The sequence below is a fragment of the Sorangium sp. So ce394 genome, assembly GCF_051474665.1.
GTDB classification, from domain to species: Bacteria; Myxococcota_A; Polyangia; order Polyangiales; family Polyangiaceae; genus Sorangium; species Sorangium cellulosum_D.
The window spans coordinates 6939778-6953853 of the sequence record NZ_CP150339.1 but is presented as its reverse complement, the minus strand read 5'-3'; the positions used below and the strand labels follow the sequence as shown (position 1 = coordinate 6953853).

The following is a 14076-nucleotide window of genomic DNA, read 5'->3' as shown; positions in this document are numbered from 1 at the left end:
GTCCGTAGCAGCCAGCCAGAGCAGCCAGAACTCGGTCCACTCGGAGCCGCCGCCGCCGGTCTCGATCCCGGGGCTCCGATCGTCGATCGCCAACGAGAAGCTCCGGCAGTGGATCGCGGAGGTCGTCGCCCTGTGCCAGCCGGACAACGTGCACGTGTGCGACGGCTCCAAGGAGGAGTACGACGCGCTCTGCGACCAGATGGTCAAGGCCGGCACGCTCATCCGCCTGAACCCGGAGAAGCGCCCGGACAGCTACCTCGCGCGCTCGGACCCGAGCGACGTGGCGCGGGTCGAAGATCGCACGTTCATCTGTAGCCGCCGCAAGCAGGACGCCGGCCCCACGAACAACTGGGCCGATCCGCAGGAGATGAAGGCCACGCTGCGCCGGCTCTTCGCCGGGTCGATGCGGGGCCGGACGCTCTACGTGATCCCGTTCAGCATGGGCCCGGTGGGCTCGCCCTATTCGCACATCGGCGTGGAGCTCAGCGACTCGCCGTACGTCGCCGCGAGCATGCGGATCATGACGCGCATGGGGAGCAAGGTGCTCGACGTGCTCGGGGACGGCGATTTCGTCCCGTGTCTGCACTCGGTCGGCATGCCGCTCGCCCCGGGGCAGGCGGACGTGCCGTGGCCGTGCAACGCGGAGCACAAGTACATCGTCCACTTCCCGGGGGAGCGGGTGATCTGGTCGTACGGGAGCGGCTACGGCGGCAACGCGCTGCTCGGCAAGAAGTGCTTTGCGCTGCGCATCGCCTCGGTGCTCGGCCGGGAGCAGGGGTGGCTCGCCGAGCACATGCTGATCCTGGGCGTCGAGTCGCCGAAGGGCGAGAAGACGTATGTCGCCGCGGCGTTCCCGAGCGCGTGCGGCAAGACGAACTTCGCGATGCTCATCCCGCCGAAGGCGTTCGCGGGCTGGAAGGTGACGACGGTGGGCGACGACATCGCGTGGATGAAGCCCGGGCGGGACGGGCAGCTCTACGCGATCAACCCCGAGGCGGGGTATTTCGGCGTGGCCCCGGGGACGTCGGAGAAGTCGAACGCGAACGCGATGGCGGCCATCCGGAAGGGGACGATCTTCACGAACGTGGGGCTGACTCCCGACGGCGACGTCTGGTGGGAGGGGATGACGGACGAGCCGCCGCCGGAGCTCATCGACTGGCAGGGCAAGCCCTGGACGCCGGACTGCGGGCGCAAGGCGGCCCACCCGAACGCGCGCTTCACGGCCCCTGCGACGCAGTGTCCCTCGCTCGATCCGCGCTGGGACGACCCGAACGGGGTGCCCATCAGCGCGATCGTCTTCGGCGGGCGGCGGGCGACGACGGTGCCGCTCGTGTACCAGTCGTTCAACTGGAGCTTCGGCGTGTACATGGCGGCGACGATCGGCTCGGAGATGACGGCGGCGGCCGCCGGCAACATCGGCCAGGTCCGCCGCGACCCGATGGCGATGCTGCCGTTCTGCGGCTACCACATGGGCGATTACTTCAACCACTGGCTGCAGATGGGGCGCCAGATCGTCAATCCGCCGCGCATCTTCTCGGTGAACTGGTTCCGCAAGGACGATCAGGGCAACTTCCTCTGGCCGGGCTTCGGCGAGAACATGCGTGTCCTCAAGTGGATCGTCGATCGCGTGCACGGCCGCGGCTTCGCCGAGGAGAGCCCGCTCGGCTGGATGCCGCGCTACGAGGACATCGAGTGGCGGGGCATGGATCGCTTCTCGAAGGAGAAGTTCTACCAGCTCATGGCGGTGGACCGGGAGGCGTGGAAGGTCGAGTTCGGCTCGCACCGGGAGCTCTTCGAGCGGCTCTACGACCGGCTGCCCAAGGAGTTCTTCCTGATGCGCGAGCTGCTCCTGTCGCAGCTCTGGCGCTCGCCGGAGCGGTGGGAGCTCGCGCCCGAGCGCTACCTCGACGAGCACGACGACGACGGCGAGGCGAGCGCCTCGTAGCGCACCGAATTCGACGTCATCGGCGTTCTCGCTCGGCCTCGCCCGGCTCCGCCCTCGGCGCTCCCGGAGGGCTGTGTCATGAACGGAATCTAAGGAATGAACGCGCCTGAGCGAGCTTTTGAAGAGCTCGCTCGTCGCGGCACGCGGAGCGCGCCGCGCAACTCCCCACGTCACTGATCTCCCACCTCGCTTATGATATCTGTGAATCGAGGGGGGCTCCGGGATGCCACAATCGCGCGAGCGCGTGACACGGCGCGCGGGGGCCGGCGGTCGCCGCGCGCTCACGCCGATCGTGCGGCTGCGCGGTCGCCGCGGCGCGAGCGCGCTCGACCGCTCGAGCGCTGACGACGACCCCCAGGATCCGCCGAGCCGCCGGGCGCCGGCGTTTCACGGAGCGTCATCCCCATGCTGATGAGCGCTGCCCGCCGGTACACGGTCACCGAGACGCTCCACGCGGGCCAGCGGACCAGCCTGCTCCGCGCGGTCCGGAGCGCCGATGGCCGCCGGGTGATCTTGAAGGTCCTCGACCCGAGGCGCAGCCGCCCGCAGGACCTCGAGCGCCTGAGGCACGAGTTCGCGATCGGCACGATGCTGAGCCACGAGGCGGTCGTGGCGCCGCTCGCCCTCGAGACGTACGAGGGGCTCCCGGCGCTCGTCGTCGAGGACTTCGGCGGCGAGTCGCTCGACCGCTGCGCGTCTGGCCCCATGAAGGTCGAGCGGTTCCTCGACCTCGCGATCCGCATCGTGGCCAGCGTGGCGGAGCTCCACGAGCGGGACGTCATCCACAAGGATCTCAAGCCCGAGAACATCCTCGTCAACGCGGCCACCGGCCAGGTGAAGCTCGCCGATCTCGGCCTCGCGACCTGCCTGTCCCGCCAGCAGCAACCCGCAGGGCCTCCCCGGCTCATCGAGGGCTCGCTGCCGTACATGGCCCCGGAGCAGACGGGCCGGATGAGCCGCGCGATCGACGGCCGCGCCGACCTCTACGCGCTCGGCGTCACCTTCTACGAGATGCTCACCGGTCGCCTGCCGTTCGAGGCGCGCGATCCCTCCGAGTGGGTGCACTGCCACGTCGCCCGCGCCCCGCCGCCGCCCACCGCGTTCGTCCCGGAGCTGCCCGAGGTGCTCTCGGCGCTGGTCCTGAAGCTCCTGGCCAAGACAGCAGAGGATCGATACCAGACCGCCCGCGGCCTCAAGCACGACCTCGCGCGGTGCCTCTCGCAGCTCCAGGCCACCGGCAGGATTGCGCCGTTCCCCCTGGCCGAGCGCGACGTCTCCGGCCGCCTCCAGGTCCCTCACCGGCTGTACGGCCGCGAGGACGACGTCGCCGTGCTGCTGCGCGCGTTCGAGCGCGTGAGGGACACCGGGTCTCCCGAGCTCGTCCTCATCTCCGGCTACTCCGGCATCGGCAAGTCGGCGCTGGTCCACGAGCTCTACCGGCCGACCGTCCGGGAGCGCGCCCTCTTCCTCTCGGGCAAGTTCGATGAGCACAGGCGCGATATCCCGTATTCGACGCTCGTCCAGGCGTTCCGGGAGCTCGCGCTCCAGATCCTCGCCGAGAGCGAGGACCGGATCGCGCCGTGGCGGCAGCGCCTGCTCGGCGCGCTCGGGATCCACGGGCAGCTCATCGTGGAGGCCATCCCCCCCGTCGAGCTCATCATCGGCCAGCAACCGCCGGTCCCCGAGCTCCCGCCGGCCGAGGCGCAGAGCCGGTTCCGCGCCGTGTTCCGGCACTTCATCGGGGTGTTCGCCCGGAAGGAGCACCCGCTCGCGCTCTTCCTCGACGATCTCCAGTGGAGCGACCCGGCGAGCCTCGGGCTCCTCCGGGACCTGATGACGCACCCCGAAGCGCGCCACCTCCTCGTCATCGGCGCGTACCGCGACAACGAGGTCACCCCAGCGCACCCGCTCATGACGGCGCTCGAGCAGGTGCGGGAGGCGGGCGCCCGCATCTCGACCATCGTGCTCGGCGCGCTCTCCCGGGAGCACCTCGCCGCGCTCGTCGGCGACGCGCTGCGCTGCCGCCGCGAGGACGTCGCGCCGCTCTCCGACCTCGTCCACGAGAAGACGGCCGGCAACCCGTTCTTCGCGATCCATTTCCTCACCATGCTCCACGAAGAGCGGCTGATCGCGTTCGACGAGCGCGCCGAGGCGTTCCGGTGGGACGTGGCGAAGATCCGCGAACAAGGCTTCACCGACAACGTGATCGACCTGATGGTCGGAAAGCTCGCGCGGCTCCCTCCGAGCGTCCAGACGGCGGTGAAGCAGCTCGCCTGCCTGGGGAACTCCGCGGAGATCGGCCTCCTCTCGACGATCCGCGGCCGGACGGAGCAGGACACGCACGCTGATCTCTGCGATGCCGTCTGCGCGGGCCTGGTCCTGCGCCTCGACGGCGCGTACAAGTTCCTCCACGATCGGGTCCAGGAGGCCGCCTATTCGCTCATCCCCGAAGGCGAGCGGGCGGCGGCGCACCTCGAGATCGGCCGGCTGCTCGCGGCGCGCACGCCGCCGGAGGCGCTCGAGGAGAAGATCTTCGAGATCGTCCACCAGCTCAACCGCGGCGCTCGGCTGATCACGTCGCCGGAGGAGCGAGAGCGGGTCGCCAGGCTCAACCTCGCGGCCGGCGAGCGCGCGAAGGCGTCGGCGGCCTTCGCCTCGGCGCTCGAGTACCTCGCCGCCGGCGCCGCCTTCCTCGAGGACGATCGCTGGGAGCGGCAGTACGAGCTCGCCTTCGCGCTGGAGCTCCACCGGGCCGAGTGCGAGTACCTGACCGGCGCGCTCGGCGCGGCCGAGGAGCGGCTCTCGGCGCTCTCGCGCCGCGCCGAGGGCCTCGTCGACGCGGCGGCGGTCGCCTGCGTGCGCGTGGATCTCTACACGACGCTGGACCGAACCGAGCTCGCCGTCGAGATCTGCCTCGATTACCTGCGGCGCGTCGGCGTCGACTGGTCGCCGCACCCGCCGGACGAGGAGGTGCAGCGCGAGTACGAGCGCCTGGGGCGGCAGCTCGGGAGCCGCCCCATCGAGGCGCTCATCGACCTGCCCCCGATGACCGATCCGGTCGTCCGCGCGATCGTCGATGTCCTGGGCTGGGTCCAGGCGCCGGCCCTGTTCACCGACCGGAACCTGCACAGCCTCGTCGTGGGCCGCCTGGTGAACCTGAGCCTCGAGCACGGCAACTGCGACGGATCGTGCTTCGGCTATGTCCAGGTGGGCATGGTCCTCGGCGCGTGCTTCGGCGACTACCGCGCGGGGTACCGCTTCGGCAGGCTCGGCATCGACCTCGTGGACAAGCACGGGCTGGACCGCCTGAAGGCCCGCGTCTACCTGGATTTCGGGCACCTCGTGAACCCGTGGACGAGGCACGTGCGCACGAGCGTCGAGCTCTTGCGGCGGGCGTCCGAGATGGCCCACGAGACCGGCGATCTCACCTTCGCGGCCTACACCTGCAATTGCTCGATCATGGTCCTGCTCGCCAAGGGCGATCCGCTGGGCGACGTGCAGCGCGAGGCGGAGGCCGCGCTCGAGTTCGTGCGGGAGGCGAGGTTCGGGCTCGTCATCGATATCATCACCGCGCAGCTGCAGCTCATCCGGCACCTCCGCGGGCTCCTGCCCAGCTTCTCCTCCTTCGACGACGGCACGTTCGACGAGGCCGGGTTCGAGCGGCACCTGGAGAGCGATCCGCGCCTCGCGATCGCCGCCTGCTGGTACTGGATCTGCAAGCAAGAGGCGCAGTTCCACGCCGGCAACTACGCCGCTTCGCTCGCGGCGGCCGCGAGGGCGGAGCGGCTGCTCTGGACGAAGCAGTCGTTCATCGACGTCGCCGACTACCACTTTTACAGCGCGCTCGCGCGGGCGGCGGGCGAGGCTCTGCCCGCGTCCGGAGCCGAGCGGCGAAAGCACCTCGCGGCGCTCGCCGCGCACCGCGAGCAGCTCGAGGTCTGGGCGGCGCACTGCCCCGAGAACTTCGGCAGCCGCGCCGCGCTGGTCGGCGCCGAGCTCGCGCGCGTCGAGGGCAGGCACCTCGACGCCGAGGCGCTCTACGAGCAGGCCATCCGCGCCGCGCGCGAGAACGGCTTCGTCCACACCGAGGCGCTCGCCTACGAGCTCGCGTCGAGGTTCCTCCGCGCGCGGGGGTACGACGTGTTCGCCGCGACCTACCTCCGCGAGGCCCGCGCCTGCTACGCGCGGTGGGGCGCGGACGGCAAGGTCAGGCAGCTCGATCTCGCGAGCCCCGATCTCTGGGACGCGAGGGCGCCCGCCCCGGCCGCCACCATCGCGGCGCGGCCCGAGGAGATCGACCTGCTCTCGGTGATCAAGGCGTCGCAGGCCATCTCGAGCGAGATCGTCCTCGACGAGCTCCTGTGCACGCTGCTCACGGCCGTCCTCGAGCAGGGCGGCGCGCAGCGGGCCTGCCTCGTCCTGGTCCAGGACGATCGCCTCTCCATTGAGGCCGAGGCGACCCTCGGGGAGAGCGGGGCGGCGACGGTCGTCCTCCCGCGCGCGACAGAGGCGGTCTCCCGCCGCGTCCCCGCGTCGCTCGTCCGCTACGTCTACCGGACGAAGGAGCGCGTCATCCTCGGCCACGCCGCCGCCGACGCGGGCCGGTTCTCCGGGGACGACTACTTCGCGCGGCAGCGCCCGCGATCGGTCCTGTGCATGCCGATCCCGAGGCAGGCCGAGGTCGCGGGCCTGCTCTACCTCGAGAACAACCTCCTCGTCGGCGCGTTCACGCCGGAGCGGCTCACCGGCCTCTCGCTGCTCGCGACGCAGGCGGCGATCTCCCTGGAGAACGCGCGGCTCCTCGCCAGCGAGCACGCCGCGCGGACGGCGGCCGAGGCGGCCGAGCGGCGCGCGGCCTTCGTGGCCGAGGCCGGGGAGATCCTCTCCGGGTCGCTCGATTACGCGGAGACGCTGGCGCGCGTCGCGCGGCTGTCGGCGCGATCGCTCTGCGACTGGTGCGTCATCGACGTCGTGGAGGGCGGAGAGACCCGGCGGAGCTGCTGGGCCCACCGCGACCCCGCGAAGGAGCGGCTGCTCGAGGAGCTCGCGCGCCGGTTTCCTCCGGGCCGGGCTGCGCACCGGCCGGCGGCCAGGGTCCTGCGAAACGGCGGGCCGCTCCTGATCACCGAGTTCCCCGACGAGATCCTCAGGAGCTACTGCCCGGACGAGGGGCACGCGAGGCTCATCCGTGCGCTCGGGACTCACAGCTTCATCTCCGTTCCGCTGGTGGCGCGGGGACAGCCGATCGGGGTGCTGAGCGTCGTCTCGTCCTCGCCGGAGCGCACCTACGGCGAGGCGGATCTGGACCTCGTGCAGGAAGTGGCGCACCGGGCCGCAATCGCGATCGACAACGCGCGGCTCTACCAGGCCGCCCAGGAGGCCGTCCGCGCACGGGACGAGTTCCTCACCGTGGCTACGCACGAGCTCAACACGCCGATGACGTCGCTCACGCTCACGCTCGAGGCCGTCCGCCGCGCCCTCGATCCGGACCGGCCCTGGGATCCGCAGGCGATGGGCCGGCAGGTCGATCGCGCGCTGCGGCAGGCGAAGCGCCTGACCCGCCTGCACAACGAGCTCCTCGACGTCTCGCGCAGCCAGGTGGATCGGCTCTCGCTCGAGGTCGTGGAGGTCGATCTCGGCGCGGTGGTCCGCGACGTGATCGCGCGGCTCAAGCTGGATCTGGCGCGCGCCGGGTGCTCGGTCTCGGTGCACGGCGCCGGCCGGATCGTGGGCCGCTGGGACCGCGCGCGCGTCGAGCAGATCGTCACGAGCCTCCTCGCCAACGCGATGAAGTTCGGCGCGGGCAAGCCCGTGGAGATCTTCGTCAGCGAGGAGGCCGGCACGGCGCGGCTCTCGGTGAAGGATCAGGGGATCGGCATCGACCCGGCGCGGCAGGAGCAGATCTTCGAGCGCTTCGGGCGCGCCGTGTCCGACCGGCACTACGGCGGGCTGGGGCTCGGCCTCTACATGAGCCGCAGGATCGCGGACGCGCACGGCGGCTCGATCCGCGTCCGGAGCGCGCCCGGCGCCGGCGCCACGTTCCTCCTCGAGCTCCCGTGCGCGGGGCCGCCGCGCGCCGGCGAGCCGAGCTCGCCGCCGGGCTGAGCGGCCGGGCGTGCACATGAGCCAGGGATCCCTGCTCGTCGGCGCCTGCGAGGTGCACCGCGGAACTGCCGGGCATCAGCCGTGGTATCTATCGGTCGAGGGGGCCTCGGATATGGTACGATCGCAGGAGACCGCGACAGGTGATGCGGTGCCTGGCCTGCGCCATGCGCTCACGCCGACCGTGCGGTTGCGTCGCCTCGGCGAGGCGCGCGGGCTCGACCGTTCCGGCGTCGACAGCTCTCATGTCCTACGGAGCCGCTGGGCGCCAGCGCCCCACGGCGTGTCCCCCCCAGGGAGATGCTCCCCGTGGAGGTGAGCCTGGCCTCACCCTACGCGATCACCGAGACCCTCCACGAGGGCCAGAAGACCAGCCTGCTTCGCGCGATCCGGAGCGCCGATGGCTGCCCGGTGATCTTGAAGGTCCTCGACCCGAGGCGCAGCCGCCCGAAGGACATCGAGCGCCTGAAGCACGAGTACGCGATCGGCAAGGCGCTGAGCCACGAGGCCATCGTAACGCCGCTCGCCCTCGAGACGTACGAGGGGCTGCCGGCGCTCGTCCTGGAGGATTTCGGCGGCGATTCGCTCGACCACTTCATGGACGCGCCCATGAACATCGAGCGGTTCCTCGAACTCGCGGTGCGTATCGTGGCCTGCGTGGCGGAGCTCCACCAGCGGGACATCATCCACAAGGATCTCAAGCCCCAAAACATCCTCGTCAATGCAGCTACCGGGCAGGTCAAGCTCGCCGACTTCGGCCTCGCGTCCCGCCTCTCCCGCGAGCAGTCGCCGGCAGGGCCTCCCCGGCTCATCGAGGGCTCCTTGCCGTACCTGGCTCCGGAGCAGACGGGGCGGATGAACCGGGCGATCGACAGCCGCACCGATCTCTATGCGCTCGGGGTCACGTTCTACGAGATGCTCACCGGGCGGCTGCCGTTCGAGGCGCGCGACCCGTCCGAGTGGGTGCACTGCCACGTCGCCCGCGCCCCGCCACCGGCCACCGCGCTCGTCCCGGACCTGCCCGAGGTCCTCTCGGCGCTCGTCCTGAAGCTCCTGGCCAAGATGGCGGAGGATCGTTACCAGACCGCGCGCGGCCTCAAGCACGACCTCGAGCGGTGCCTTTCGGAGTGGCGAGCGACCGGCCGGATCGAGCCGTTCCCCTTGGCCGAGCACGACGTCTCCGATCGCTTCGAGATCCCTCAGAAGCTCTATGGCCGCGAGGAGGAGGTGACCGCGCTGCTGCGCGCGTTCGAGCGCGTGGTGGGCACGGGATCCCCCGAGCTCGTCCTGGTCTCCGGCTATTCCGGCATCGGCAAGTCGGCGCTGGTCCACGAGATCTACAGGCCGGTCGTCCGGGAGCGAGCCCTCTTCCTTTCGGGCAAGTTCGATCAATCCCAGCGCGACATCCCCTACTCCACGCTCGTCCAGGCCTTCCGGGAGGTCGTGCTCGAGATCCTCGCCGGGAGCGAGGACCAGATGGCGGCCTGGAGGCAGCGGCTGCTCGACGCCCTCGGGATCAACGGACAGCTCCTGGTGGAGGTCATCCCCCAGGTCGAGCTCGTCATCGGCCGGCAGCCGCCGGCTCCAGAGCTTCCGTGGACCGAGGCGCAGAACCGGTTCCGCGTCGTGTTCCGGCGCTTCATCGGGGTGTTCGCCCGGAAGGAGCACCCCCTCGCGCTCTTCCTCGACGATCTCCAGTGGACCGATTCGGCGAGCCTCGGCCTCCTTCACGATCTGGTGACGCACCCCGAGACGCGCTATCTGCTCGTCACCGGCGCGTACCGCGACAACGAGGTGCCCCCCTCGCATCCGCTGGCGCTGGCGCTCGACCAGATGCGGAAGGAGGGCGCGCGCATCTCGGACATCGTGCTCGGCCCGCTTTCCCGAGACAACATCGCCGCGCTCGTCAGCGACGCGCTCCACTGCTCCCGCGAAGACGCCGCGCCGCTCTCGAACCTCGTCCACGAGAAGACGGCCGGCAACCCCTTCTTCGCGGCCCAGTTCCTCATGGTGCTGCACGAAGAGCGGCTGATCGAGTTCGACGAGCGGGCCGAGGCCTTCCGGTGGGACGTGGCGAAGATCCGCGAAAAGGGCTTCACCGACAACGTGGCGGCCCTGATGGTCGGCAAGCTCGCGCGGCTGCCGGAGGGCGCCCAGGGAGCGCTGAAGCAGCTCGCCTGCCTGGGACACACCGCGGACGTCGCCCTGCTGGCGCTGGTTCATGGCGGCTCGGAGGAGGATGTGCACGCGGATCTTTGGGACGCAGTCCATGAGGGGCTCGTCTTTCGCTTGAACGGCACGTACAAGTTCCTCCACGACTGGGTCCAGGAAGCCGCCTATTCGCTCATCCCCGAAGGCGAGCGGGCGTCGGTGCACCTCGAGATAGGCAGGCTGCTCGCGTCGCGGACGGCGCCGGAGGAGCTCGAGGAGAAGATCTTCGAGATCGTGAACCAGCTCAACCGCGGCATCGGGCTCATCACGTCGTGGGAAGAGCGAGAACGGGTCGCCGAGCTCAACCTCATCGCGGGCAAGCGCGCCAAGGGGTCGACCGCCTACGCCTCGGCGCTGGCGTACCTCGTCGCCGGCGCGGCGCTCCTGGCCGAGGACGGCTGGTCCATCCGCTACGAGCTGATCTTCGCGCTCGAGCTCCACCGGGCCGAGTGTGAGTTCCTGACCGGCGAGCTCTCGAGAGCGGAGGAGCGGCTCTCCATGCTCTCGCGCCGCGCAGGAGACCTCGTCGCCTTCGGCGCCGTCACGTGCGCGCGCATGGCTCTTTACACGACCATGGATCGGAGCGACCGCAGCGTGGAGGCATGCCTCGAATACCTCCGGCGCGTCGGCGTCGAGTGGTCGCCGCACCCGACGGACGCGGAGGTCCTGCAGGAGTACGAGCGGATGTGGCAGAGGCTCGAGGGCCGCCCGATCGAGGAGCTCTTCGACCTGCCCCCGATGGCCGATCCGGACTGCCGCACGACCATCGACGTCCTCTCGTGGTGCGAGGCGCCCGCCCTGTTCACCGACGAGAACCTGCTGAGCCTCCTGGTCGCTCGCATGGTGAACGTCAGCATCGAGCATGGCAACAGCGACGCGTCGTGCCTCGGCTACGTCCGGCTCGGCACGGTCCTTGGGCCACGCTTCGGCGACTACCGCGCGGGGTTCCGCTTCGGCAAGCTCGGCCTCGACCTCGTGGAGAAGCGCGGGCTGGACCGCTTCAAGGCCCGCGTCTATCTGGTCTTCTGGTACGCCATCAATCCCTGGACGAGGCACGTGCGTACCAGCCTCGATCGATTGCGACGCGCCTTTCACGCGGCGCAGGAGGCGGGCGATCTCACGTATGCGTCCTATCTGCGTACCGCCTTTCTCACGCTCCTCCTCATAGATGGAGAGCCGCTCGGCGAGGTGCAGCGAGAGGCCGAGGGCGCGCTCGAGTTCGCGCGGAAGGCGAAGTTCGGCCTCGTCGTCGACTGCATCACCGGACAGCTCAGACTCATCCAGACGCTCCAGGGGCTCTTGCCGGATTTCGCCTCCTTCAACGATGAGCGCTTCGACGAGGGCCGATTCGAACGGCACCTCGAGGGCGATCCGCGCCTCTCGTTGGCCGCGAGCTGGTACTGGATCCGCAAGCTGCAAGCGCGCTTTTACGCGGGTGATTATGCCTCTGCTATCGAGGCCGCGGCGAAGGCGCGCTGGCTCCTCTGGACGTCGCCGTCGTTCCCCGAGATCGCCGAGTACCATTTTTACAGCGCGCTCGCCCACAGCGCGCTCGCGCGGGCAGCGCGCCGCGACGCGGCACCTGCCGATGAGCGGCCCCAGGTTCTCACGGAGCTCCTCGCGCACCACGAGCAGCTCGAGGTCTGGGCTTCGAGCTGCCCCGAGAACTTCGTCCATCGCGCGGCGCTGGTCGGCGCCGAGATCGCGCGCGTCGGCGGCGAATGGGAGAAGGCGGCGCAGCTCTACGAGCAGGCCATCCGCGCCGCGCGCGCGAGCGGCTTCGTCCACAACGAGGCGCTCGCCTACGAGATCGCGTCGAGGTTTTACGGGGCGCGAGGGTTCGACCTGATCGCCGCCACGTACCTCCGCGAGGCGCGCGCCTGTTACGCCCGCTGGGGGGCGGACGGCAAGGTCAAGCAGATCGACCAGCAGAATCCGCACCTCTGGGATACGACGCCGCTCGCCCAGGCCGCCACCTTCGCGGCGCGGTCCGAGCAGCTCGACCTGCTCTCGGTGACCAAGGCATCGCAAAGCCTGTCGAGCGAGATCGTCCTCGACAAGCTGCTGCGCACGCTGCTCACGGTCGTCCTCGAGCAGGGCGGCGCGCAGAGGGCTTGCATCCTCCTGTACCAGGACGAGCGCCTCTCCATCGAAGCGGAGGCGACCCTCGAAGAGAAAGGGGCGGCGACGACCCTCCTCCCGCCTTCGACGGAGGATGGTTCGCGGCGCGTCCCCATGTCGCTCGTCCGCTTCGTGCAGCGGACGAAGGAGCACGTCATCCTGAGCGATGCCGCCGCGGACGCGGGCAAGTTCTCCGGCGATGACTACTTCGCGAGGTGTCGGCCCAAGTCGCTGCTCTGCATGCCCGTCCTGAGGCAGGGCGAGGTGGTGGGCCTGCTCTACCTCGAGAACAACCTCGTCGAGGGCGCGTTCACGCCGGAGCGGCTCACCGCCCTCTCGCTGCTCGCCACGCAAGCAGCGATCTCGCTGGAGAACGCGCGGCTGCTCTCCAAGGAGCAGGCCGCGCGGACCGCGGCCGAGGCGGCGGAGCGGCGTGCGGCCTTCCTGGCCGAGGCCGGGGACATCCTCTCCAGGTCGCTCGATTATGGCGAGACGTTGTCGCGTATTGCGCGGCTCTCGGTACGATCGCTTTGCCATTGGTGCATCATCGATGTTGTGGAAGGTGGAGAGATCCGGCGAATTTCCTGGGCGCACAGAGATCCCACGATGGAGTCGTTGATCCAGGAGCTGGAGCGGCGGTATCCGCCTGGTCGGGACTCGCCGCACCCCGCGGCCAGGGTCCTGCGCAGCGGTGAGCCGCTCCTGCTCCCCGAGATCTCAGAGGCCATCCTCCGGGAACACTGCGAGGACGACGGGCACGCGAGGCTCCTCCGAGAGCTCGGGACCTACAGTTCCATCACCGTGCCGGTCGTGGCGCGGGGACAACCGCTCGGGATGCTGAGCGTCGTCTCGTCCGTGCCGGAGCGCCGCTACGGCGATGCGGACATCGAGATCGTGCAGGAAGTGGCGCGCCGGGCGGCGAACGCGATCGACAATTCGCGGCTCTACCGTGCTGCCCAGGAGGCCGTCCGGGTGCGGGACGAGTTCCTCACGGTGGCGACGCACGAGCTCAACACGCCGATGACGTCGCTCACGCTCACGCTCGAGGCGATGGATCGGGCCCTCCGGTCGGGTGGGCCCTGGGACCCGCGGGCCATGGGCAGGCAGGTCGACCGCGCGCTGCGGCAGGCGAAGCGCCTGACCCGCCTGCACAACGAGCTCCTCGACGTCTCGCGCAGCCAGGTGGATCGGCTCTCGCTCCATGTCGCGGAGGTCGATCTCGTGGCGGTCGTCCGCGATGTCCTCGCGCGATTGACGCTGGAGCTCTCGCGCGCCGGGTGTTCGGTGTCGCTGCGGGACTGCGGCCGGATCGTGGGCCGCTGGGATCGCGCGCGCGTCGAGCAGATCGTCACGAGCCTCCTCACCAACGCGATGAAGTTCGGCGCGGGCAAGCCGGTCGAGATCGTCGTCAGCGAGGAGGCCGGGACGGCGCGGCTCTCGGTGAAGGATCAGGGGATCGGCGTCGACCCGGCGCGGCAGGAGCAGATCTTCGAGCGCTTCGGGCGCGCCGTGTCCGACCGGCACTACGGCGGGCTGGGGCTCGGCCTCTACATGAGCCGCAGGATCGCGGACGCGCACGGCGGCTCGATCCGCGTCCGGAGCGCGCCCGGCGCCGGCGCCACGTTCCTCCTCGAGCTCCCGTGCGCCGGGCCGCCGCGCGCTGGCGAGCCGAGCTCGCCGCCGGGCTGAGCGGCCCC

At 70.4% G+C, this 14076-nt stretch carries 3 protein-coding genes; all 3 read left to right on the top strand.

The genetic code is table 11. The annotated features are described in order from the left end of the window. Positions 1 to 64: 64 nt before the first annotated feature. Positions 65 to 1945, top strand: coding sequence for a phosphoenolpyruvate carboxykinase (GTP) (locus WMF33_RS25280; protein ID WP_437339515.1), 1881 nt, complete (start codon positions 65 to 67; stop codon positions 1943 to 1945). A gap of 405 nt (positions 1946 to 2350) precedes the next feature. Continuing rightward, positions 2351 to 8050, top strand: coding sequence for a sensor histidine kinase (locus WMF33_RS25275; RefSeq protein WP_437322243.1), 5700 nt, complete (start codon positions 2351 to 2353; stop codon positions 8048 to 8050). A gap of 297 nt (positions 8051 to 8347) precedes the next feature. After that, entirely contained in the window at positions 8348 to 14068 is a 5721-nt protein-coding gene (locus tag WMF33_RS25270) for a sensor histidine kinase (RefSeq protein WP_437322242.1), read from the top strand. The last annotated feature ends 8 nt before the right edge of the window (positions 14069 to 14076 follow it).

Bases quoted from the DNA above. Each gene is read 5' to 3' on its own strand.
- WMF33_RS25275 (WP_437322243.1), top strand. From the start codon at position 2,351: ATGCTGATGAGCGCTGCCCGCCGGTACACGGTCACCGAGACGCTCCAC.
- WMF33_RS25270 (WP_437322242.1), top strand. From the start codon at position 8,348: ATGCTCCCCGTGGAGGTGAGCCTGGCCTCACCCTACGCGATCACCGAG.